Source organism: Pedobacter sp. Bi27 (assembly GCF_918698255.1).
Taxonomy (GTDB): Bacteria; Bacteroidota; Bacteroidia; order Sphingobacteriales; family Sphingobacteriaceae; genus Pedobacter.
The window spans coordinates 24,952-50,428 of record NZ_CAKKMW010000001.1 but is presented as its reverse complement, the minus strand read 5'-3'; the positions used below and the strand labels follow the sequence as shown (position 1 = coordinate 50,428).

Genomic DNA, 25,477 nt, shown 5'->3' with positions numbered 1-25,477 from the left:
CAATTAGCCATGTGTCAATTAACTCATGGCTAATTTATACCATGAAATAACGTGCAAGTTGATATACTGTCTCATTAGTATGCCCATTACTACCGTACTTTTACCCTTTTTTTGCATGGCTATAGGAATTGAGGTTTACATTGTTAAGCTTTGTACAGCCTATCTTAATTTGCCTATGTATTACAGTTGTGCAATTGTTGATGATGAACAGCACGCGATTGATGTACTCCAGGATTATATTGAAGATATCCGTTTTTTAAAACTGTTTAGCGCCTTTAATAATCCATTTGATGCCTTAAAAACAATTAGTGCCGGCGATAAAATCGATTTTCTTTTTTTAGATATAGATATGGATGGAATGAAAGGAACTGAACTATCCCAGCATCTCCGCTCGAAAGCCAGGTTTGTGATCTACGCATCTGCCCACCTCGAAAATGAGGTAAGAAAAATAGATTCTAGCTTTGAATGTTATCTTGGCAAACCGATCTCAATGAAACGTTTTGCTGGTACCATTAATAAACTGATACGACTTAATAATCTGCCGATAAAAAATGAAAATAGCTTATGATCGAACTTAATTACCTTTTTGAACAGGAATTTTTAGAAGATGTATCCTATCAGCTAATACAGTCAAGCATGGAAGACCCATGGTTGGTGCTGTCTGGATGTAAAGTGCTGGGGATTATTGATGAAGTTGAAGGGGACTGGAGCCAGATTATAGGTGGAGATATTCCACCAAAAGCAATTGAGGGGATGGGGGATTTGATTAACATGCAACAGTTTCGCTGGTTGCCGAATCTGATTAAAAAACAGTGGCCAAAGTATGTGCTTGATGTGGTTGTAGAAAATGTAGACCGTTACGAAATAATCTGCCATAAAGAGGCTTGTCCCAAACGTTTTAAACAACGTTTTACATTGGGTATCCATGCGCTGGCACAGCGAGAATCTGCGCTTGTTTTTAAAGTACGGTGCTTGGGGAAATCAGATTGTTATGAGGTGCTTAAAGCGCCTGCAATTGATCGGTACGTTTAATATTTGTCCTGATATTTTTAAAGGTAAACACAGGTGCTAACGCAATCGGAATCTGCTGCATTTTCAAATTCATATTAATTCTTGTTTGTTTTAAGCGCTGATGTCAATGTAATATTTAAATTTGGCCCTACAAACTCTTCCTCAACATGACCTTTGTAGAAAAACTGCAGGCCTTACGCCAGTTAATGGCTGCTCAAAAAATAGATGCTTATATTATTACCTCGGCAGATCCTCACATCAGTGAATATTTACCAGCACATTATAAAGCTATTCCTTTTGCTTGTGGATTCACAGGGTCGGCCGGCACGCTGGTCATCACTCAGGATTTTGCTGGTCTGTGGACTGATTCGCGATATTTTACGCAGGCAGAAACACAATTAAACAATACAGGTTACGAATTGGTAAAGTTGAAAGTGCCACATACGCCCGAATACATCGATTGGTTGTGCCAGGTTTTGCCAAAGGGTGCAAAAGTAGGTTTTAACCATCAGCTTATTACTGTAGGTTTAGCGTTCGAGATGCAGAACAGTTTCACCCAGAGTGAAATAGAAATAACCGACGTCGATTTTATCAGCTCGATTTGGCACGATAGAGTAGGGTTGCCAGAAGAAAATGCCTTTTTAATAGGCGAGGAAGCTGCGGGTCTTACCATTTCGGCTAAAATAAACGAGGTAAAAGCTGCTTTAAAAATAAATGGAGCAGATTATCATTTTATTTCATCGCTTGATGACATTGCCTGGCTTTTTAACCTAAGGGGAAAAGATGTAGATTATAATCCTGTAACCTTAAGTTTTGCTTTAATTACTCCTGCAGCGGTAAAACTTTTTATCGACGGACAAAAATTGTCGCAAACAGATATTGATACTTTAAATCAACAAGGCGTAACTTTGCATCCCTATGCTGAGGTGGCTGATGCATTAAAAAATCTGCCAAAAAACGCGCAGATTTTTATCGATCCTAAACGTACTTGTTTTGGCTTGTATCAGTGCTTGCCTTCAAGTGCCAAAATCGTTTCAGGCATTAATCCAAGCACACATCTAAAAAGTTTAAAGAATAATACTGAGATTAACCACATCCGTAAGGCAATGCTAAATGATGGGGTGGCTTTAACCAGGTTCTTTAAATGGATGGAAGATCATTTAGGAAAAGAAAAAATTACAGAATGGTCTGCAGCAGAGCAATTGGCCGGGTTTAGGGCCGAACAAACATCTTTCGTAGGTTTAAGTTTTAATACCATAGCTGGTTACAATGCCAACGGCGCTTTGCCGCATTACAGTGTAACAGCAGAAAGCAATCAGGAGATTTTAGCCGATGGTTTGTTTCTTGTCGATTCAGGAGGCCAGTATTTGTATGGTACAACTGATATTACCAGGGTAATGCCTATCGGTAATTGCTCATCAACCCAGGCCGATGATTATACCTTGGTGCTAAAAGGCCTGATTGAAGGTTCTAAACTGATTTTTCCAGAAGGTACCAAAGGTTATCAAATCGATTCCATCTGTAGAAAACCACTCTGGGAACATGCCATAAATTTTGGTCATGGAACGGGGCACGGTATTGGCTTTTTTCTAAATGTACACGAAGGACCTCAGAGTATTAGTCCAGCCAACGTAGATGTTGCCTTTAATCCAGGAATGGTAACCTCCATCGAACCTGGGATTTATCGTCCTGAAAAACATGGTGTACGTATCGAAAACCTTGTTTTATGTATCCCTAATGGAAAGAGTGAATTTGGCGATTTTCTCACCTTCGAAACCTTAACCTTATGTTTTATCGATACCGCGATTATCAATAAAACACTTTTGGCAGCAGATCAGATTGAGTGGTTAAATCAATATAATCAAATGGTGTTTGAGAAGCTTCAGCCCCTTTTATCTGATGAGGAAGCTGAATGGTTGAAAGTGAAATGTCAGCCGATTTAATTATTGCCATCCGGAGCTATAATTTATTTCATAAAATAATATAAGTGACAGGTACGTTTTAAGTAGTTAGTATTCTCGAGGCATCGTCATTTCGACCGTAGTGGAGAAATCTTTTAAATTTCATTTAAGTAATTTGGTCCAAAGATCTCTCCATTTCGCTGCGCTACAGTCGAGATGACGACTCTTCTATTGGTATCTGTCAATGATAGCTTAGTCGAATTATTTGTCATCGAGAGAAGAATCGAGGGATAGGAAAGCAATTCCTGCATTTCAATCCACGTCAGTCGCGCTTTCCGCTATAGCCCTCATTTCATTCGGGGCTGCCGCTGCAATCGCGTTTAGATACCTAATGTAGTGCTAATGGGTTACGTTTCCCCTCATGTGTTATTAATCTGCATGCTTTGCCTTATCTGTGGGAACCTATTTTTTTCATCGTGCTTCCTGTCTATTCACCATCAATCCCGCCATCCACTTACCGCCTTACGCCAACTTCCAGTAAATACACCAATTCTTTACCGATTTTGCGCTATTTTTAAGTTCGATGCCTGCTTTATCTTTTAAATTTTAATTTTGATTTAACTACATTCCTAAATTCCCTTTATTATCATGATTATCGAACTAAAAAAGAAGAGAAGCTTATCCATAATAACTTTTAAAGCAATATTTTGCTGTGTTTTATCTTTTCTAAATATTGAGGTAGTTCTGGCCCAATCGCCTTGGATTGCTTTAGGCAAAAAGCCATCTACGCTGGGCCTGGAAAAAGGATTTTCGACTTACAATGCCGGAGCATTCAATCTAAAGCTTGTCAAGTCATCGCAAACGGTAGCGGGCCTACAGCCTAAAATGGTTAAAGATTTCGATTTTGTACCCAGCGACAGTTTAAAAGTGCGTAGTTCAGATGGTTTATATCACTTGGGCGATATCAACTTAAAGTTACGCTACATTGGCGAAGAAGCCTGGAAAAGCTACAGCACAGCCGCAAAACGAAGCCCGGTGAAAAGTATTGCTATGGGTAAAAATGTACTCGCTGCTGCCGATCTTGCTGCAACACTTCCGGCTGATATCCCGCTGCAGGTTAAACGGATGTGGGAAATGTTTAACGGAAAGCTTGTGCTCCGCTTCGAACTGAAAAACAAGACCAATAAAAACGTAGAAATCGGGGCCCTGGGTATCCCGATGATTTTCGATAATATTCTCGAAGGCAGAACATTGGAGCAAACCCATGCAAAAAATGTTTTTTACGATCCTTATATCGGTAAAGATGCCGGTTATCTGCAAGTTACCAGGCTAAGTGGTCATGCACCTTCCTTGCTCGTTGCGCCATTGGGACATACGCCATTTGAGGCTTATAACCCGCTTAATGATGACCGGACGCCAAGAGGGATAGCTTTTGAAGGTTTTTATGAATGGATGGTTTACAGTAAAGCCTATGCAGAAAACGAATGGAAAAATGCCGAGCAGTGGAACACACCGACTTCAACCTCTTTAAAACCTGGCGAAAGCCGAAGTTATGCCCTTCAGTTTATCCTTTCTGGAGCAGCAAAAGATATCGAAAGCAAACTGATCGAAAATAAACGACCAGTAGCGATCTCGGTTCCAGGTTATGTACTGCCTAAAGATGTGGAAGGGAAATTATTTATTAACTACCCTAAAAAGATTAAAGCTATTCAGGTTCAACCCGAAAATGCCTTAAAGGTAAGTGCATTAGGTTCGACCAAAAATGGTTGGAAAAGTTATACTGTAAAGGGAAATACCTGGGGAAGAGCAAGATTGTCTATCACCTATGAAGATGGCTTGGAGCAAAGTATAAATTATAAGGTAATTGAAGCTGAAAGTGATGTAATTGCCAGTTATGGTAATTTTTTAACTACCAAACAATGGTTTAACCAGGCCGATCCTATTTTTAAAAGAAGTCCTTCAGCTATTACGTACGATAATGAAAAGCAACAGCAGGTAACGCAAGACAATAGGGCGTGGATTGCAGGTTTAAGCGATGAAGGTGGTGCAGGTTCGTGGTTGGGGGCAATAATGAAGCAATTGGTGCAGCCCAAAAAAGAAGAAGTTGATAAACTGAAACAATTTGTAGATAGTGTAATGTTTGGGCGGATACAGCTTAAAAATGGTCCTCAGAAATATGGGGTAAAAAAGAGCTTGTTCTACTATGCACCAGATTCGCTCCCTAAAGATACTTATGCCGCAGATATCAATTTTAAAACATGGTCTGCATGGCCCAAAAAAGAAGCTGATAACCTGGGCCGGTCTTATAACTACCCGCATGTTGCGGCAGCCCATTGGGTAATGTATCGGTTGGCGCGTAATTATAGCGGCCTTGTGGAGGAGCAGAGCTGGAAACAACACCTTGTCGATGCCGCTGAAACCGGCATGGCTATGGTTAATATTGCCCCTTATTACGCACAGTTTGGTCAAATGGAAGGCACAGTTTTCTATCTTATCCTAAATGACCTCAAAAACGAAGGGCTAACAGATGAAGCAACAAGGTTAGAAAATGAAATGAAGAAGCGGGCCAACCACTGGCGTTCGCTACAATATCCCTTTGGTAGTGAAATGCCTTGGGACTCTACAGGTCAAGAAGAAGTTTATGTATGGTCGAACTATTTTGGCTACCAGGAAAAAGCAAATGTAACGCTTGATGCGATATTGGCCTATATGCCTGTGGTGCCGCATTGGGCCTACAATGGTAATGCCCGTCGGTACTGGGATTTTCTTTATGGAGGCAAACTTTCGCGTATCGAACGGATGATCCATCACTACGGTTCAGCGCTCAATGCCATTCCTGTATTAATGGATTACCGTAAAAATCCCGGCGATTTCTATCTTTTGCGTGCCGGTTACGGTGGGTTATTGGGCGCGATTTCCAATATCACTCAAGAAGGTTTTGCACCTGCAGCATTTCACGCTTATCCATCAACCTTAAAAAATGACGGCATTACCGGCGATTACGGATCCGGTTTTTTTGGCTATGCGGTTAATACTTCATCGTATATCTTACAGCATCCAGAATTTGGTTGGTTGGCTTTTGGTGGCAACTTGAACAAAACAGGCAATAACGTCAATGTTAAATTAACTACGGCAGCAAAATCATCGGTTTACATTGCTGCTGTAGGACTTTGGATCAGCCTTGATGCGGGTACCATTGATGAGGTAAATTATAATATTGTAAATGACGAAATTCGCTTGAAACTGAGCAAAGCAAATGAATATACATCTACTGCCTTATTGAGGTTGTTACAGCCTGCAAAAATTAATGGCGTTGGTTCTTATGCTGTAAAAGGCAATGGCGTTAAGAAAAGGGGAGGATACGAGTTTCCGCTTGCAAAAGCGCATACAACTGAAATCATTCTTCAAAGATAATATCAATTTTTCTATCGTTTCCGCCCCGTAAACTAAAATTTACGGGGCTTTTTGTTATTAATTAGTGCTGATAATCAACTATATGTATGTTTTATTCGTCTTTTACCTTAATATAAGGTATTCGTATTAATTGTATTTCAGATTATTAAACTTAAATATTCAACTTAATAGAAATGTTTTATAGATCGAAAACCATTGATTTTGTTCTATTTATAGCTACATAATTACTTTATGTTAACTAGTTTAAAATTTAGTATTTTAAAAAGATATATATATTAATAATAATATAGTCCATTTAAATTTAGTAGATCGTCCTCGTTTATAACGAGGATGCATGAGAAAGGCGATTTTATCGCCAATAAAAACGTGCTTATTTGTAAACCCAACTGACGTCTTTCTCGCGCAGGCGGGAATCTTAAAGCTTCAAATATTGCTCATTAACCTTTCTTGATGCATTAAGATTGCCAGTCAAGCTGGCAATGACGGCCAATGCTGAGGATATAGCAAAAGATCTGTCCACATTCTAGGCGCAGGCGGGAACCACAAAGTACTCAGCGGAGCTTAAGCATTACGATTCCCAATCAAGTTGGGAATGACGGAACGACTTATAAATACCCCATGCCATCTATATCTTCGCGGCTAAAAATTGTTAACGCTATCAAAAACTTTCATTAATCACTCTTCCTATGTGCAGATTTTACCTTTCTTCTTCGCTAACCTGAAATTTATTGTGATTTTTGTGCCATAACCATAGCTTATAATTTGCAGATATAAACCATATTTTATCCATTCATTTTAATTCTGATGTAATGAATATGGCTTTTTGGATATTTGCTTAACACATGAAAAATATGTTTGAAAAGAAAGTTTACCTCCAACGAAGAGCAACATTAAAATCAAAGATAAATTCGGGAATATTACTCTTTTTGGGTAATGAAGAAAGTCCGATGAATTATAAGGACAATACCTACCATTTTAGGCAGGATAGTACCTTTTTATACTATTTTGGGATAAGTGAGCCCTCATTGGGCGCTATCATCGACCTTGATGAAGATCAGGTAATCCTTTTCGGTGATGAAATGGGAATTGACGATATCGTGTGGATGGGCAGACAGAAAACACTTGAAGAAAAAAGTTTGGATGCCGGCTTGACCAAAGTTCTGCCTTTAGCGCAACTGGACACTTATCTTAAACAATACCAAGAGAAAAAGCGACAGGTTCATTTCTTACCCCCTTACCGCTCAGAGAATAAGATTAAATTGGCCAGTTGGCTTAATCTACCTGTCGATCAGCTTAAAGAAAAAGCATCTCTAAGTTTTATTAAAGCCGTTGTGGCACAACGATCGATTAAATCTGTCGAAGAAATTGAAGAATTAGACCGTGCAGCAGCAATATCGGCCGATATCCATTTAATGGTAATGCAACAGGCAAAACCCGGCATGTACGAACGCGAACTTGCAGCAAAAATTCAAGGTGCTGCATTGGCTTCGGGCGGTAATTTAGCTTATCCGGTTATTTTAACTGTTCGTGGCGAAATTTTGCATAACCATTATCATGGGAATCAGCTACAGGAAGGTCAATTGGTTTTGAACGACTCTGGTGTAGAAACAGCTTTAGGTTATGCGGGCGATCTTACGCGTACTTTTCCGGTAGGCAAAAAGTTTAGTGCCGAGCAAAAAGATGTGTATGATATTGTACTGAATGCTTACACGCATGGCAAAAATATGTTGGCGCCGGGTGTAAAATATTTAGATGTGCATCTGGCCTCGTGTAAGATGCTGACACGGGGTTTAAAAGATATTGGTCTGATGAAGGGTAATGTAGACGATGCGGTGCAAGCCGGTGCGCATGCCATGTTTTTTCAATGCGGAACAGGCCATATGATGGGCTTAGATGTGCACGATATGGAAGATTTAGGCGAGCAATATGTAGGTTATACAGATGAACTGACTAAAAACACCACCCAGTTCGGGTTGAAATCGTTAAGGCTAGGCAAAGCACTCGAAGCAGGATATGTGTTAACGGTAGAACCAGGTGTTTATATTATTCCCGAATTAATAGACCGTTGGAAAGCCACCAACCAGTTTGCCGAATTTATTAATTACGATAAATTGGAGCAGTTCAGAAACTTTAGCGGCATTAGGGTTGAAGACGATTTTCTGGTTACCGAAAACGGAAGCCGGATGTTGGGTAAACATTTGGCCTTAACCACAGATGAAATAGAAGCGATTAGAAGTGAAGCTTATTAGCAAGGACGGTTATTTGGAATAATTTCTGTTTTTTTTGGAGCACAGGGCTTTTCGGTTTTTTTAAAGGATAGTCCTGCCATCCGCTTTATCCCGATGAAAAAATCGGGATGCCCGCTTCTGTCAGGGCTAGAAAACTAGGATAGAAGCACAGAACCACGGTTAAATAAACCTGATAGAACGGATGCTCCCGATCCTTTATCAGAGCAGGAGGGATAGCAGGGCTGCCATAACCGATGAAAAACTGAAACTGCTTTTCAAATTAATAATACGCCATTTCAATATGATAACCATTAAAAGATGAGAAAATTAACACTTGTAACCTTAACAATAATTTTAGTATTATTCAGTACCATACTTTTTGCGCAGTCGCCAAAGGTTTACACGCTGGCCGATACCTTAAGGGGGAGCTTAAATGCCGAACGTACCTGGTGGGATGTGCAGCGTTACGAACTTTCTGTTAAACCTGATTATAATGATAAAAGTATAAGCGGCTCGAATAAAATCGTATACAAAGTAGTGCAAAATAATAATGGTAGTACCCGCATGCAGATCGATTTGCAGGAACCATTAATTATTGATAGTGTGCTGTACAACGGAAGTTCGAAGGTGAAATTCGAACATGTTGGCAGTGTTTGGTATGTGCATGTTCCGGCGCAAAAGTTATCTGTACTGAATAATGTTCATATTTTTTACCATGGAAAGGTTCACCAGGCCAAAAGAGCACCCTGGGATGGCGGTTTTATCTTCACCACCGATTCGCTTTCGCGCCCATGGATGACGGTGGCCTGTCAGGGCTTAGGCGCTTCAGTCTGGTATCCGAATAAAGATCATCAAAGCGACGAACCTAATCTGGGCGCTTCTTTAACAATGACGGTTCCTGATACCTTGGTAGCAGTAGGGAATGGGCGACTGGTATTCAAGAAGGATAATCACGATGGTACCGTGACTTGTCAGTACAATGTTAAAAATCCGATCAGTAATTATTGCATCATTCCTTACATAGGCAAGTATGTGAATTTTAAGGAGAAATATGCAGGCGAAAAAGGTGCATTAGATGTGAATTATTGGGTGCTTGATTACAATTATCCAAAGGCGAAAACTTATATGCCCGACCAGGTGCATAAAATGATGAAAAGTCTGGAGCATTGGTTTGGACCATATCCTTTTTATGAAGATGGTTATCAACTTATCGATGCTTCGCACACCGGGATGGAGCATCAATCGGCAGTATCTTATGGCAATGGTTATAAGTTTGGCTATAGAGGAAGAGACATGTCGGGCGATGGCTGGGGCTTAAAATGGGATTTCATCATTATCCACGAAAGCGGGCACGAATGGTTCGGCAATAACATTACCACCAACGATCTGGCAGATATGTGGGTGCACGAAGGTTTTACAAATTATAGCGAAACCCTTTTTGTAGATTACATTTTTGGCAATAAAGCCGGTAACGAATACAATTTTGGGATCAGAAAAGGCATCCGGAATGATAGCCCCATTATTCCCCCTTATGGTGTAAATGCGCAGGGCAGTGGCGATATGTATCCAAAAGGAGGGAACATGTTGCACGCCATTAGACACAGTTTAAATAACGACGAGCTTTTTAGATCGATATTGCGTGGGCTCAACCAAACCTTTTACCATAAAACAGTAACTACCGCTCAGATCGAAAATTATGTTTCTAAAAAGGCGGGTTACAATTTTTCAAAAGTTTTTGATCAGTACCTGCGTACCGTGCAAGTTCCTAAATTCGAATATTACCTTAAAGGTGGTAAAGCTTTTTACCGTTATAGCAATTGTGTTAAAGGTTTCAATCTGCCTTTAAGCCTGAAAAAAGAAGGTGTTAAAACGCTTAAAATTATTCCATCGCAAAGCTGGCAACAGGTTGCATTGGCTAAAGGTCAGGATGCGCTTTTTACAAAATCGGGTATCGAATTTATGTACTACCTAGAGGTGAAAAACACAAAATAATTCATTGGAAGTGCTGTTGGATGTTATCATCCGACAGATTTTATTAAAAGGTATTCTTTTTCGTAAGGATGCCTTTTTTGTTATATCTCATTATAGTGCTGTTGGATGTTACCATCCGACAGATTTTATTAAAGGTATTCTTTTTCGTAAGGATACTTTTTTTTGTTATATCTCATTTCTCCTACAAGAGCCTCAGCTTTTCCAAATCAACTGTGTCTGCTTTAAATGGCGCATTTATGACCAATATTGGTTAAAATCCAACAATATTCCCGTAAGCGGATATGCTAACTTTGAGCATCATTTAAATGGGTTTGTTGCTAAATAAACTAGCTGAGTGATGTTTTGGTCAATTAAAACTAAATTTTTGGTTTTAAAAGCAGGCCTTGTTTTCTTGTATATAATTATTAAAAACATAAATTACAATGAGTATTAAATGGACTGGGGTTTTCCCTGCTGTAACAACAAAATTTACGGCAAATGATGAGTTAGATTTTCCGGCTTTCGATTTAAATATCGAAGCGCAGTTAGAAGCAGGTGCTGAAGGGATTATTTTAGGTGGGTCGCTTGGCGAAGCCAGTGTATTAACCGATGAAGAAAAGTTCGGCCTGTTATCGCATACCTTAACTGTTGTAAATGGCCGAGTGCCGGTTTTATTGAACATTGCAGAGTCAACTACCAAAAAAGCAATCGAAGTAGCTAAAAAAGCAGAATCGCTTGGCGCACAAGGTTTAATGTTGTTGCCTCCAATGCGTTATAATGCTGCTCCAGATGAAACTTTAGCATTTTTTGGTGCCATTGCTGAAAGCACAAGTCTGCCGATCATGATTTATAACAATCCTGTTGATTATAAAATCGAAGTAACTTTAGATATGTTTGAGGTTTTAACAAAATATGATAACATCCAGGCGATCAAAGAATCAACGAGAGATGTATCGAACATAACCCGATTAATCAACCGCTTTGGCGACCGCTTCAAAATTTTTACGGGTGTAGATCCATTGGCGATGGAAAGTATCGTGATGGGTGCTCATGGATGGGTTGCAGGTTTAGTAGATGCTTTCCCAAGAGAAACAGTTGCCATTTTCAGACTGATTAAAGAAAACCGCATTGCTGAGGCGCTAACCATTTACCGTTGGTTTTTACCTGTACTTGAGCTGGATATTCATGCAAAATTGGTACAGTACATTAAATTGGCTGAGGTAGCAACCGGATTAGGAACAGAAGCTGTTCGTGCACCCCGTTTACCAATAAGTGGCGCAGAGAGAGAAAAAGTATTGAAAATTATTAATGATGCATTAGCTGTTCGTCCGGAACTACCTGAAGGTAGCTGGGGAAAATAGTTTAAAAACCAAATATGAACGGAAAAAATATTGTAGCCAGCACTTATGTAGAAGTTAATGAAAGAAGCCTTAAAGCTGTTAATCCCGCAACGGGATTAACGCTTGACGGTGAATTTTTTAAAGCGAACGATAGCCTTGTTAATGATGCCTTAACATCGGCAACATCGGCTTTCCAAAGCTATAGAAACCTAAATAAAGATCTTAAAGCCGCTTTTTTAAATGCCATTGCCGATGAAATCGCTAATCTTGGCGGGGAGTTGGTAGAAAGGGCTTCGGCAGAAAGCGGTTTGCCTTTAGGTCGTTTACAGGGCGAATTGGGCAGAACCACAGGCCAGTTAAGGTTATTTGCCAATCTGGTTTCCGAAGGCTCTTGGGTTGATGCAATTATTGATACTGCACTGCCTGAAAGACAACCTTTACCACGGCCTGATATTAGACGAATGCTGATTCCAATCGGGCCGGTAGTAGTTTTTGGTGCAAGTAATTTTCCACTTGCTTTTTCAGTTGCAGGTGGCGATACAGCGTCAGCACTAGCTTCTGGTTGCCCGGTAGTAGTTAAAGCACATCCCGCACATTACGGAACCAGTGCAATGGTAGGCGGTGCCATTATCAAAGCTGCCGAAAAAACGGGAATGCCTAAAGGTGTTTTCTCTTTGTTGTATGATGATGGTTATACCATTGGAGCTGGCTTGGTTCAGCATCCATTAACAAAAGCAGTGACATTTACAGGTTCGTTTAAAGGAGGAATGGCCTTGATTAATCTTGCGCAACAGCGCGAACAGCCTATTCCGGTTTTTGCCGAAATGGGAAGCATTAATCCGGTAATCTTTCTTCCCAAGGCAATAGAAAATCAGGCAGAAGAACTGGCTAAAAAATATGCTGCATCAATTACTTTGGGGGCTGGTCAGTTTTGTACCAACCCAGGTTTATTGTTAGCGGTTCAATCGCCGGCACTCGAAAATTTTAAAGCCGTTTTAAAAGAGGCAATTTCAACTATTCCATCTGCAACTATGCTTACCGAAGGTATTGCCAATAATTATGGTAAACTTTCTGTTGAGGTAGTAAATGAAGGTGGCGTTGCGCTTTTATCGGCATCAACAGTAAAAAATAGTGAGCTTCAAAATCAATCAGAGGCGAAAGTTGCTCAGGTAAGCGCTGCTGATTTTATTAAAAATTCAAAACTTCGCGAAGAAATTTTCGGCCCATATTCGTTGCTGGTTGTTGCTCAGGATATTGCTGAACTTGAAAAAGCCATTGATATTCTCGAAGGACAACTTACCGTAACCCTAATGGCCGAAAAACAGGAGCTTCAGCATTATCAAACTTTGGTAAATAAGCTGACTGATAAAACCGGAAGGATTATTTTAAATGGTGTGCCTACAGGCGTAGAAGTTTGTGCCGCTATGCAACATGGTGGACCATTTCCTGCTACTAACGATAGCCGTTTTACTTCAGTTGGTTCAACAGCAATCAACCGTTTTGCAAGGCCATTGGCTTATCAGGATTGGGAACAGGAATTGTTGCCCGATGAATTGAAAGACGGAAACCCTTTGGGTATTTTCAGAACGGTTAACCAGATATTAACGAAATCTCATGAGTAAAACTTTTTTTTGTGTAGATGCACATACTTGCGGAAATCCGGTTAGGTTAGTTGCAGGCGGCGGCCCTCAGCTTATTGGCTCAAATATGAGCGAAAAGCGTCAGCATTTTTTGAAAGAATTCGATTGGATCAGAACAGGTTTAATGTTCGAACCACGCGGTCATGATATGATGTCGGGCAGTATTCTTTATCCACCTCACGATCCAGCCAATGATGTAGCTGTGCTTTTTATCGAAACCAGTGGCTGCCTTCCAATGTGCGGCCATGGTACTATCGGTACCATTACCATTGCTATTGAGGAAGGATTGATTCAGCCCAAAATACCTGGGGTGATCAGAATGGAAGCCCCGGCCGGATTAGTTTTGATTGAATATAAGCAGGAAGGTAAAAAGGTTAAATCGGTTAAGCTGAAAAACGTAGCTTCTTATTTGGCTGCAGAAAATTTAGAAGTAGAATGCCCGGATTTAGGTACGCTTACTTTTGATGTAGCTTATGGCGGTAACTTTTATGCCATTGTAGACCCACAGGGAAATTTTCCGGGACTGGAAAACTACACCGCTTCGCAACTGATTACCTGGAGCCAGACCATTAGAAAACGCATCAACGAACAATATACTTTTGTACATCCTTTAGATCCGACGATAAATGGCTGTAGCCATGTGTTGTGGACCGGTAAAACAATCGACCCTACATCAACCGCCAGGAATGCAGTTTTTTATGGTGATAAAGCCATCGACCGTTCGCCATGTGGAACAGGCACTTCGGCCCGTTTGGCACAATGGTTTGCTAAAGGAAAACTAAAACAAGGAGAAGATTTTATCCACGAAAGTTTTATCGGCAGCAAGTTTATAGGAAGAGTAGAAGAAGTTGTAGACCTGAACGGAATTAAAGCCATTATACCAAGTGTAGAGGGTTGGGCAAAAATTTATGGCTACAATACCATTAAAATAGATGCCGAAGATGATCCATATGCACATGGATTTCAGGTGATTTAGTGAGTTTTAAAAGAATATCAGCAGTATAAATTAAAAGAATGTCGAAAGTATTAATTATAGGTGGTGGAATAGTAGGTTTAACTTCAGCGTATTATCTGCAGAAAAAAGGCTACGAAGTTACAGTTTTAGATAAAGGAGATATTACCGACAACTGCTCTTTTGGTAATGCAGGGATGATTGTACCAAGCCATTTTGTACCCTTGGCTGCACCGGGTATGATAAAGCAAGGTATCCGTTGGATGTTTGACAGCAAAAGTCCGTTTTATGTTCGCCCGTCTTTAAATGGTAACCTCATTAACTGGGGTTTGAAATTTATGAAACATGCCACGGCAAAACATGTGAGCCAATCGGCAGCTCCTTTACGCGATTTATCGCTACTGAGCAAAAAACTATATGAAGGCTTGGCAAAAGAGCCTGATTTCGATTTCGAATTAACCAATAATGGTATTCTGGCATTTTATAAAACAGAAAAAGCAGGAGAAGAAGAAGCGCATTTAGCTGCAAGGGCAATTGAACTGGGTTTGGATATGGCTGTATTAACAGCCGACGAATGCCGCGCATTACAACCCGATTTAAAATTAGATGTTTTGGGCGCAGTACATTATCGTTGCGATGCACACCTTTACCCAACAAAGTTGATGAATGCTTTGCTTCAATATTTATTAAACAATGGTGTTAAGATAGAACGTGGCAGAGCGGTTGATAATATTGAAACGGCAGGTAATCGCATTATGAAGGTTTTTACGGGCAATACTGCCTGGGAAGCCGATCAGTACGTTTTGGCAACTGGTTCATGGTCGCCTGCTGTGGCTAAAATGGCCGATGTTAAAATATCTTTAATGCCAGGTAAAGGTTATTCTTTTATGGAACCAGAACCTCAGCAACGGCTAACTATTCCGGCATTGCTATGTGAAGCCAGAGTGGCCATAACACCAATGAACGGACAGATTAGGTATGGCGGTACAATGGAGTTAGATAAAATTAATACCCGCATTAATATGCAAAGGGTTAAAGGGATAGTGGAATCGGTTCCAGCATATTTTCCAGATTTAAACCCCGCACTTCCGGCAGAAAAAGATATCTGGTATGGTTTCCGTCCGTCATCACCTGATGGTTTGCCTTACATTGGCAGAAGCGAAAAAAGAGAAAATCTTATTATCGCTACCGGCCACGGTATGATGGGGTTAAGTTTAGGCCCCGCAACCGGTTTGTTGGTTAGCCAGATTGCTTCGGGCATGGCTACTGATCTAAAAATGGAGCCATTTGCAGTAGTTAGATAATATACTAAGGATCCAGTTATTCGAGGAATGTCATCATTGTGAAGCCAATTTTGATTAGACGAAGCAATCTTTACCTATGGTAGGAAAGATTGCTTCGCCGTTTCCTCCTCGCATCTGATAGCTATCGGATGACGCTCGATTTTACACATCCATTACTGGTAAATGATTTGGAACGTAATCCAACAAGCTTTAATGGCTAAGAGGTTGTATCATAAAATGTAATTTACTTCGAATTTGTCACGTTGTCCAAAGGACTCCTACGGAGAGCCTGTCGAAACGCCTTGCAAGACATTTAAAACGGGTGCTTCGACAAGCTACCATTAACTTTGTTTTGCAAGTAATTATTAATCAGCATTTTAACAAATTTGGCGTTCCCATCCAGCTAGGCCATAGTATGGTATCCACGTTCTACTTAAATCCGGCCTAACAAATTTTTCGGGCTGTACTGCCCAGGCCTGCCTGCTGGCTTCGAAAGAAAAATTTTCAGCCGGCAGTTTTTGTTTCTTTTTGATGTCAAAAAGAAAGAGCCCTTCGGCGGCGGCGAGCCGAGGCAAGAATGAGCCTCTGGGCGAAAAAAGGATATGCGTCATTCATATTGATTTTTATCCAATAAATTATTCCTCAGGATCACAATTCTATATTTAGGATGGAGACTCTCGACTTAACTCCGTTTCATCACAATTTCCTCAAAAAACGTCGGTATAGGCTACTAAATCCAAAAATAACAGGCTTTACCTGTTTAGTTTAATCGTTTTAGATCTTGCTTTACAGTAGGTTAACTAAATATATAGTGCTTTACAAGCTGCCTAATTCATCATCAAATCCGTCATATATTATCAAAATATAGCATGATTTTAACCTTATTTGAGTTTTATTGGTTTATTTGAGTTAATATTTATACATTCAATTCGTAATCAAACTCAACCAACTAAACCAAAAATTATGAAAGTATTACCATTTACCATGCTTGTTCCCGATGACAAGAGTGTGATATCGGAACATATTGAACTTCCATATTTTTACCAGTATCTGCACCGACATGATGAATGGCAGATTACTTATATAGAAAAAGGAGAGGGCACGTTAATTGCGGGGAATGACATGCATGCTTTCCGATCGGGCGATATTTTTGTAATTGGGGCAAAACTTCCACATCTTTTTAAAAGCAACCCCGAATATTTCTCTGCTGATAACAATAAAACAATCAAAGCATGTTCGATTTACTTTAATCCTAACGGTATATTAGCTGCTTTGTTCAATCTTCCCGAAATGAAGATGGCAAGTGGTTTTTTAGCTAAAAACAAACATGGTTTCAAAATTCCTGCTGCATTTACTAAAAATATGGTAGCCAAAATGTTCAATGTTCACCAGGCATCAGGAGTTGATGTGCTGTTTAACTTCCTGAAATTGGTTAACAGTCTTCAGGATTTAAATGAGAATGTAGAATCGTTATGTTCGGATATGTATTCTTCTAACGTAACCGAAAATGAAGGGATGCGGTTGAGTAAGATCATTAACTTTATCACCGAAAACTACAACAATCAAATTTCTTTAGAAGATGTAGCCAATGCCGCGTTTATGACTCCTCAGGCCTTCTGCAGATATTTTAAGAAACATACCGGACATACTTTCGTGTCCTTTTTAAACGAAGTTAGAATTAACGATGCCTGTAAAAGCCTTATTTCGGGTGAGAAAGCCGATTGCATTTCAGGTGTAGCCTATAAAGCTGGTTTCAATAGCATTACCAATTTTAACCGGGTATTTAAAAGCATTATTGGCCAGTCGCCAAGAGCATATATCGATACCTATAATAATGTGAGCAGGGTGAGCTACGTAGGCGCTTAACAAAAAACACTTTTATTTTTCACAAAAAAGCTAGCCATTTTTCAAATGGAGGCAAATGCTATTCGTTAAATTTAACCAACGCTAAATGCAAAACAAATTGAAATTTTTTGCCCTTTTGTTAGTGGTAAGCCTGTTATCAGGTACTTTTGTATTAGCCCAAACTTCAAACGAAAGTTTGTACGAACAAACCAGCGAAATGGGCACGCTGATAGTAGGCTACCAAAGGGATGTAGATGCCATTAACGATTTCTACTATCCTTATTCTGCAGGAGGTACTTATTCTTTCCCGATGACTACTTTTAAAAGCCCGGAACAAAGAAAACGTCTGCAAGACATTAATAAAGATTATTTAAGCAAGTTAAAATCGGCCAAATTTGAAGGCTTTAGCATTTATGGCAAAGTAGATTATATCCTCCTTAAAAAACAGATAGAATCTTCTGTTTGGCTCTTAGGTAAAGAGGAAACAGAATATAATGCCCTGTCGAGATATTTCACCTTCGCCGATGCGATTTATGCACTCGAAAAACTAAGAAGAAGGGGCACTTATAAAGAAGGATCTTTACTGGCTGTCCAGATGACCGAAATTGCGAAACAGATTGACACCCTGAGCCAAAATTTCACAAAGCAAGCAAGCCTCAAACCCGATCAGCTTAAAATGGCAACGGCCATAATCTTAAGTTTAAAACATCGTTTAAAAGGCTTTTATCAGTTTTATATGGATTATGAACCTGGTTTTACCTGGTGGGCACCTAAACCTTACGAAAAGTTAGATCTCGCTTTGACCAACTACGCCAAGTTTTTTAACGATAAAGGAGATCCTGTTGCTGCAACAAAATCAAACAAACCAGAAATTAAGGGAAGTCCCATCGGAAGGGAAGAACTGATCAGGCAATTAAATGCCGAACTTATTCCTTATACACCAGAAGAACTGATTCTGCTTGCCGAAAAAGAATTTAAGTTTTGCGACGAAGAACTTTTAAAAGCATCAGCAGCAATGGGCTTCGGTAAAGACTGGAAAAAAGCGCAGGAAAAAATCAAGAACAGCTATGTACCCTTAGGTAAACAGCCAGAGTTGATTGTAAAATTACAGGATGATGCCTTAAGCTTTATAAAAGCCAACGATCTGATTAATATTCCTCCTCTTGCTGAAGAAACCTGGGGTATGGTCATGATGTCGGCCGAACGCCAATTGGTAAATCCATTTTTTACCGGCGGGCGCGAAATTAGTATTTCTTATCCAACAAATTCGATGGAAGAAGATGATAAGTTAATGAGTATGCGTGGTAACAATCCTTATTTTTCAAGGGGAACGGTACAGCACGAACTCTTGCCTGGTCATCATTATCAATATTTTATCAATAACCGTTATAAAAGCTACCGCGATCCTTTTAAAACCCCTTTTAGCGTAGAAGGCTGGCCATTGTACTGGGAGCTTTTACTTTACGATAAAGGTTTTGCCAAAACTCCTGAAGAAAAAATGGGCATGCTTTTCTGGCGCATGCACCGTTGTGCCAGGATTCTTTTTTCGCTAAACTTTCATCTTGGTAAATGGACTCCTCAGCAGTGTGTCGATTTCCTGGTCGATCGTGTAGGTCACGAACGCGCCAATGCAGAAGGCGAAGTACGAAGATCTTTCAAAGGCGATTATAGTCCTTTGTACCAAGTGGCTTATCTTACCGGCGGTCTTCAGCTATTTGCCCTGAAAAAAGAACTGGTTGATAGTGGTAAGATGAGCTTTAAAGCTTTTCACGATGCGGTGATTAAAGAGAACTTAATTCCTGTAGAAATGATCAGGGCTACTTTAACCAATCAGCCTTTAACCCGCGATTTCACTACCTCATGGCATTTTTACGGCCAACTTAAATAAAAACTCACCAACCATTTGAACCACCAAGCAACAGAACACATGATTGAAAAAGAAACCACACAATTTAAACCCTCACTTAAATTGATGGATGCAACAATGCTTGTAGCCGGAAGTATGATCGGCTCAGGTATTTTTATTGTAAGCGCCGATATTACCCGGAATGTAGGCAGTTCCGGCTGGCTGTTAGTGGTTTGGTTAATTACAGGTTTTATGACACTTACTGCTGCTTTGAGTTATGGCGAATTAAGCGCCATGTTCCCAAAGGCGGGTGGACAATATATTTATTTGAAGGAAGCATATAATCCGCTGATCAGTTTTTTATATGGCTGGAGTTTTTTTACGGTAATTCAAACGGCAACTATTGCCGCAGTAGGTGTGGCATTTGCCAAGTTTACCGCATATCTCGTGCCTGCACTAAGTGAAGATTTGGTAGCCATCGATTTAGGTTTCTTTACCATCTCACCCGCTCAACTATTGGCCATTGGGGTGATTATATTACTCACCTATATTAACAATAGGGGGGTAAACGGCGGTAAAGTGATCCAAACCACCTTTACAGTGGCCAAATTGTTAAGTCTGTTTGGCCTTATTGCATTTGGACTTTTCTTTTTAGATAAAGGAATCTGGAAAACCAACTGGGAAAATATGTGGGTTTTAGGACCGCTATCAGCCGATGGAAATATTGGCTCTTATACCACTTTGGCGGCTTTTGGTGCCATTGCAGCAGCAATGGTGGGTTCGATATTTAGTAGCGACTCCTGGCACAACGTTACCTTTATTGCTGGCGAAATCAAAAACCCTGCACGGAATATTGGCCTGAGTTTAGCCTTGGGAACCATAATCGTAACAGTGCTCTATATTCTTACCAATGTGATGTATACCGGGGTACTTTCACTACACGATATCGCCTATGCTGATAAAGATCGGGTGGCGGTTTCTGCTGCTAATCATATCTTCGGTACAGCCGGTACCATCATTATTGCATTAATGATTATGGTTTCAACTTTTGGTTGCAACAACGGTTTAATTATGGCTGGTGCCAGGGTGTATTACTCAATGGCCAAAGACGGGCTTTTCTTTAAAAAAGTAGGTATACTCAACAAAAATGCAGTTCCTGGTTTTGGGCTATGGATTCAGTGTATTTTTGCTTGTTTATGGTGTATCAGCGGAAAATATGGCGATCTGTTGGATATGATCTCGTTTGTGGTGGTGATGTTTTATATGCTCACCATTTTTGGAATTTTTATCCTTCGTAAGAAACGGCCTGATGCCGAGCGGCCTTACAAAGCTTTTGGCTACCCTGTGCTGCCAATTATCTATATGATAATGGGACTGGCTTTTTGTATCTTGCTGATTATTTTTAAACCTAAATTTACCTGGCCTGGATTAATCATCACCTTAATTGGTATACCGGTTTATTACCTGATTAAAGGAAGTATTGCCCGCCAGGATTCTAAAGCAAAAGAAGCGGTTGATATGAACGGTTAAAATATTGATGTTATTCATCAAAATCTAAAGGAAATCTGAAAAGCCGTAGCACTATATTTACCATAAAAAATCTGTAATGACCACTTATCCAAGCGCTAAAAAAGCAATAGCGATCATCTTATTAAGTTTTGTTTCTTTTCAGCTGCTGGCGCAGCAGGCGGGTTTGCAGCCCTATGCACCAAGTGCTGCTGAAGTGGCAAATGCTTACCAATTATCTACTAAGCTGGATACTGCGTTACGCAATATCCCAACCAACAACGATCTTATTCCCTTTTGGAAAAAAGATGGAAGTGCATTTTGGTACAAAAAGAACCTTCCTAACAGAACATGGGAATATTATTATGTAGATGCTGCAACAGGTAAACGTAAAGCAGCATTTGATAACAATAAACTGGCTGAAAATATAGAAAAGATAACAGGTAAAAAACAGAATCCATTAAAACTTCAGTTTGCTGAATTGTATTTCGCCGATCAGGGTAACACAGCAAAACTAAAAATACAGGATAAATGGTATCAATTAAACTTGAGCGATTACAGTTTAGCGGATACCAAAGACACTACAATTTATCGTTACAATGCCAAAAGACCTTTGCAGCAAAGCAGATCGCGCTGGCAACGGAACCGTGAATCCAGAAAATCGCCTGATGGTAAAAATGAAATCCTCATAAGGGGTGGAAATATATTTGTGATTGATCTGGCTACCAAAGCAGAAACCCAATTGAGTACCGATGGTAGTGCCGATAAACCATATGGCGAATTTGCATGGTCGCCTGATGGAAAAAATATTGTTGCCTATAAAATCGATCCGAAAGAGACTAAAAAAGTACATTATGTATTAAGTTCGGTTCCTGGAACTACCCGTGGTGAATTAAAATCAAGAGAATATGCCCAGCCAGGCGATGACTTTACCGCTTATCAGCCCTATGTTTTTAATGTAGTGGCTAAAACTGCCATTAAAGTAGATGCAGATCCAATTGATTTCTTTGGTGCACCAGAATTGCATTGGCGCGGTAATAACAGCAGGTATTATACCTATGAGAAAGTAGATCGCGGCCATCAACGTTTTAGGGTAATTGAAGTGGATGTTTTAACCGGGAAAACCAAAAATATTATCGACGAAAAAACAAAAACCTTCATTTATGAGCGGCGCATTTATACCCATTACATACCTAAAACAAATGAAATATTGTGGACCAGTGAGCAGGATGGATGGCAACACCTTTATCTGGTTAATGGCATCACAGGAAAACAGACGCTGGTTACCAAAGGTAATTGGGTAGTTAGGGATATCGATAGTGTAGATGTGGTTAAACGTCAGATTTGGTTCAGGGCAAATGGAATGAATGCTGGTGAAGATCCTTATTTTATCCATTATTACCGGATTGGGTTCGATGGAAAGGGACTGGTAAATCTTACACCCGAAAAAGGTAACCATAACCTCAGTTTTTCTCCTGATCGTAAATATTATATAGATACTTATTCACAGGTAAATGTGCCGCCTGTTAGCGAGTTAAGGTTAACTGCGAACACCAAAAAAATAAGCGAAATTGAACATGGCCAATCAGCTATTTACTTGGCTACAGGAGTTAAACTGCCTGAAGTGTTTGTATCTAAAGGAAGAGATGGCATAACCGACATTTGGGGCATTGTTTGCTTTCCTTCAAAAATGGATCCGAACAAAACTTATCCTGTTATCGAAAATATTTACGCAGGTCCTCATGATAGTTTTGTGCCCAAAAGTTTCTTGCCTGCCAGTGAAATGCAGAGCATTGCCGAATTAGGCTTTATTGTAGTACAGATTGATGGAATGGGTACCGCCAACCGATCTAAAGCTTTTCATGATGTATGCTGGAAAAACATAGCAGATGCGGGTTTCCCTGACCGGATATTGTGGATGAAAGCTATGGCGGGGAAGTATCCAAATGCTGATATTTCAAGAGTGGGGATTTATGGCACTTCGGCGGGTGGGCAAAGCTCAACAGGTGCACTATTATTTCATCCAGAGTTTTATAAAGCTGCGGTTTCTGCCTGTGGTTGTCATGATAACCGCATTGATAAACAATGGTGGAACGAACAATGGATGGGCTATCCCGTTGGGCCGCACTATGGAGAACAATCTAACATTACCAATGCACCAAAATTACAGGGTAATCTGTTTCTAATTGTTGGTGAAGCAGATGAAAATGTACCGCCAGAATCAACCTATAGACTTGCAGATGCATTGATCAAAGCAAATAAAGACTTTGATATATTAAGCATTCCGGGTATGGGTCATAGCGATGGCGGTATTTACGGACGGAGGCGTAAACGCGACTTCTTTGTAAAACATTTATTGCATGCCGAACCACCAAACCCAAATTTGTTAGTTCAATAGTCGTTGGTTGATAGGTGATTAGCTACTTTTTTGTTGACTATTTGTTCATTCTAAATTTAATAACATAATCTTTCTCTCGTTCGATCATAAAAAATAATTGTTATTTTGCTGCATTATCTAATCATCCTTTAAACATGTTGCAAAGAATTAAAATATCCAGTCTGTTTTTACTTGTTCTACTGTTCAGTGCGTTTGCGGGCAATGCATCGAAGATAGATTTCTATCAGATCAAAATTTACCACTTGAAAAACGATGCACAAGAAAAAACGGTAGATGATTATCTGCAGAAGGCATATTTACCCGCATTGCACCGTATTGGAATTACAAAAGTAGGCGTGTTTAAACCCATTGTAGGCGATCAGGCTGCGGTTGCAGAAAAGCTTATTTATGTATTTATTCCTTTGAAATCATTCAATGGCGTTCTGGAACTGGATGAAAAGTTAGCCAGAGATAAACAATATGCTATTGACGGTAAAACCTACCTTGATGCAGCTTATACCGAGGCTCCTTACGAGCGATTAGAATCTATTGTTTTAAAGGCTTTTGATGATGCTCCTCATTTTATGCTGCCTAATCTAAAATCGCCGATGAAAGAAAGGGTGTACGAATTAAGAAGTTACGAGGCACCTACGGAGAAATATTTTAAGAATAAAGTTGAAATGTTTAATAAGGGCGATGAAATCGGGTTGTTTAAAAGACTTAATTTTAATGCCGTATTTTATGGAGAAGTAATCGCTGGTAGTCGAATGCCTAATCTAATGTATTTAACCACTTTCGAAAATAGGGCAGATAGAGATGCACACTGGAAGGCTTTCTCCGCAGATGATTATTGGAAAAAGCTCTCAGCAATGCCGGAATATCAGCATAATGTTTCTAAAAACGACACTAAATTTGTTTACCCAACAGACTATTCAGATTTTTAAGAAAGGTAAAAGAAAGACTAAGGCTAAAAGACTAAAGCTGAAAGCAAGGTAAACTAAATTAAACCCTTGCTTCCATGGCAAAAAAATAATCCAATCCAGATAGATCCTGAAACGAGTTCAGGAGGACGACCCCTGGGACCGAGCTATGAAAACTTAATGTCCTTAATTGCTTAATGGTAGAAAAGAAGGTAGATATCTTTTGTGGGCTACTCACAAAAATATTTCATTGTTCTTACATTCAGTCAGAATCAACTGATTCACCGTGTCTTCAAATTTTACAAAATCGAGCGGTTTAAATAAAAAACAGTTGCCCTTATCAAAGGCATCAATGGCCTTGTTGTCATCGGCACTTACAAATACAACAAATTTTACGCTGTTTCGAAGCATTTTGGCTATATCAACTCCTGATATTTCCATTTGGACATCCAGAAATAGGAAATCAATTTTTCCGTATTTCCAAAAGGCGGCCATGGCATCTATTGCATCCGTAAAACTTCCCTTTAGCTGGAGTTTTTCTATTTTGGAAACAAAGTGTTCAAGTGTTTTTATACTCATTTGGCTGTCATCTATAATTACACAGCTATAGGATTGTGATAGAGGGAAATTCATTCGTAGTAAGCAATTTTACAAACACTTACAAAATGCTTGCCATTCGATTATTTTTTAAGTTCATAATGCAAAAACGCTTTGTTTAAAATATAAATAATCAATATTTCATGGTCAAGTAGTGCTAAAAATGAACTATTTGAATAAGATCATTAAGGTGGTAAAATCTGTGGCTAAATGTTCACTCGTCATTTGTTCATTGACTATTGTATTGATCATTAAACATCGATTACAACCTTAATGCCCTAATTTCTTAATGATAAGAAGATTAGTCCGTGAAAGTCTGCGTTTCCATGGCAAAAAGCTGACCAGAAAGATTCTGAAATAAATCTGATAGTTATCGGATCAGAATTACGCAATTTTAGATCCTGAAACAAGTTCAGGAGGACGATCACTGAATCTGTTCTATAAATCGATCTTCTACGACCTTAATGCCCTTAATTTCTTAATCATAGAAAACATCACGCTATCTCTGGTAAAAAATTAGATAGGCAAACGATTGCGCGGTTTTTGTGCCTAAAAACGCACCATTTCCTTTAAGGTGTTTGTTAACTTTATCCCCATAGCAACTAAAATTATCAGCTTGCTGACATAAACACATAACCAAATCAAA

Annotated in this window: 16 protein-coding genes; 15 read left to right on the top strand and 1 reads right to left on the bottom strand. The window is 39.6% G+C overall.

Translation table 11 applies throughout. The features are described 5' to 3' along the window. Nucleotides 1–115: 115 nt before the first annotated feature. The 15 genes from LQ227_RS00135 (at nucleotide 116) to LQ227_RS00065 (ending at nucleotide 24,258) form a co-directional block, all read left to right on the top strand. A complete protein-coding gene (locus LQ227_RS00135) occupies nucleotides 116–568 on the top strand; it encodes a LytTR family DNA-binding domain-containing protein (RefSeq protein WP_230144272.1) in 453 nt (150 codons plus the stop codon). Beyond that, the gene (locus LQ227_RS00130; protein WP_230144273.1) at nucleotides 565–1,032 is read left to right on the top strand and encodes a hypothetical protein; all 468 of its coding nucleotides are present in this window, start codon (nucleotides 565–567) and stop codon (nucleotides 1,030–1,032) included. Before LQ227_RS00135 ends, LQ227_RS00130 begins: the two co-directional genes overlap by 4 nt. A gap of 146 nt (nucleotides 1,033–1,178) precedes the next feature. Continuing rightward, the gene (locus LQ227_RS00125; protein WP_230144274.1) at nucleotides 1,179–2,954 is read left to right on the top strand and encodes an aminopeptidase P family protein; all 1,776 of its coding nucleotides are present in this window, start codon (nucleotides 1,179–1,181) and stop codon (nucleotides 2,952–2,954) included. Nucleotides 2,955–3,560: 606 nt separating this feature from the next. Beyond that, the gene (locus tag LQ227_RS00120; protein WP_230144275.1) at nucleotides 3,561–6,326 is read left to right on the top strand and encodes a DUF5695 domain-containing protein; all 2,766 of its coding nucleotides are present in this window, start codon (nucleotides 3,561–3,563) and stop codon (nucleotides 6,324–6,326) included. Between the two features lie 842 nt (nucleotides 6,327–7,168). Continuing rightward, entirely contained in the window at nucleotides 7,169–8,575 is a 1,407-nt protein-coding gene (locus LQ227_RS00115) for an aminopeptidase P family protein (protein WP_230147676.1), read from the top strand. Nucleotides 8,576–8,872: 297 nt separating this feature from the next. Then, entirely contained in the window at nucleotides 8,873–10,546 is a 1,674-nt protein-coding gene (locus LQ227_RS00110; RefSeq protein WP_230144277.1) for a M1 family metallopeptidase, read from the top strand. Nucleotides 10,547–10,968: 422 nt separating this feature from the next. Continuing rightward, a complete protein-coding gene (locus LQ227_RS00105; RefSeq protein ID WP_230144278.1) occupies nucleotides 10,969–11,886 on the top strand; it encodes a dihydrodipicolinate synthase family protein in 918 nt (305 codons plus the stop codon). A 14-nt stretch (nucleotides 11,887–11,900) separates the two neighbouring features. After that, nucleotides 11,901–13,487 carry an aldehyde dehydrogenase (NADP(+)) gene (locus tag LQ227_RS00100; RefSeq protein WP_230144279.1) on the top strand — a complete coding sequence of 529 codons (1,587 nt, stop codon included), beginning with the start codon at nucleotides 11,901–11,903 and terminating at the stop codon, nucleotides 13,485–13,487. Next, nucleotides 13,480–14,481 (top strand): 4-hydroxyproline epimerase, encoded by a 1,002-nt coding sequence (locus LQ227_RS00095; protein ID WP_230144280.1) that lies wholly within the window; start codon nucleotides 13,480–13,482, stop codon nucleotides 14,479–14,481. The genes LQ227_RS00100 and LQ227_RS00095 overlap by 8 nt, the downstream gene beginning before the upstream one ends. A gap of 38 nt (nucleotides 14,482–14,519) precedes the next feature. Then, nucleotides 14,520–15,761, top strand: coding sequence for an FAD-binding oxidoreductase (locus LQ227_RS00090; RefSeq protein ID WP_230144281.1), 1,242 nt, complete (start codon nucleotides 14,520–14,522; stop codon nucleotides 15,759–15,761). 942 nt (nucleotides 15,762–16,703) lie between these two features. Next, complete coding sequence (locus tag LQ227_RS00085; protein ID WP_230144282.1) at nucleotides 16,704–17,606, top strand: AraC family transcriptional regulator; 903 nt, start codon at nucleotides 16,704–16,706, stop codon at nucleotides 17,604–17,606. 85 nt (nucleotides 17,607–17,691) lie between these two features. After that, nucleotides 17,692–19,473, top strand: a complete 1,782-nt coding sequence (locus LQ227_RS00080; protein WP_230144283.1) for a DUF885 family protein — start codon at nucleotides 17,692–17,694, stop codon at nucleotides 19,471–19,473. Between the two features lie 39 nt (nucleotides 19,474–19,512). Continuing rightward, nucleotides 19,513–20,961, top strand: coding sequence for an APC family permease (locus LQ227_RS00075; RefSeq protein ID WP_230144284.1), 1,449 nt, complete (start codon nucleotides 19,513–19,515; stop codon nucleotides 20,959–20,961). A 76-nt stretch (nucleotides 20,962–21,037) separates the two neighbouring features. Beyond that, the gene (locus tag LQ227_RS00070; RefSeq protein ID WP_230144285.1) at nucleotides 21,038–23,335 is read left to right on the top strand and encodes a S9 family peptidase; all 2,298 of its coding nucleotides are present in this window, start codon (nucleotides 21,038–21,040) and stop codon (nucleotides 23,333–23,335) included. Nucleotides 23,336–23,469: 134 nt separating this feature from the next. Then, the gene (locus LQ227_RS00065; RefSeq protein WP_230144286.1) at nucleotides 23,470–24,258 is read left to right on the top strand and encodes an NIPSNAP family protein; all 789 of its coding nucleotides are present in this window, start codon (nucleotides 23,470–23,472) and stop codon (nucleotides 24,256–24,258) included. A gap of 210 nt (nucleotides 24,259–24,468) precedes the next feature. On the opposite strand, the gene LQ227_RS00060 is transcribed toward LQ227_RS00065, so the two are convergent. Next, nucleotides 24,469–24,867, bottom strand: a complete 399-nt coding sequence (locus LQ227_RS00060) for a LytTR family DNA-binding domain-containing protein (protein ID WP_230147673.1) — start codon at nucleotides 24,865–24,867, stop codon at nucleotides 24,469–24,471. Nucleotides 24,868–25,477 lie beyond the last annotated feature (610 nt).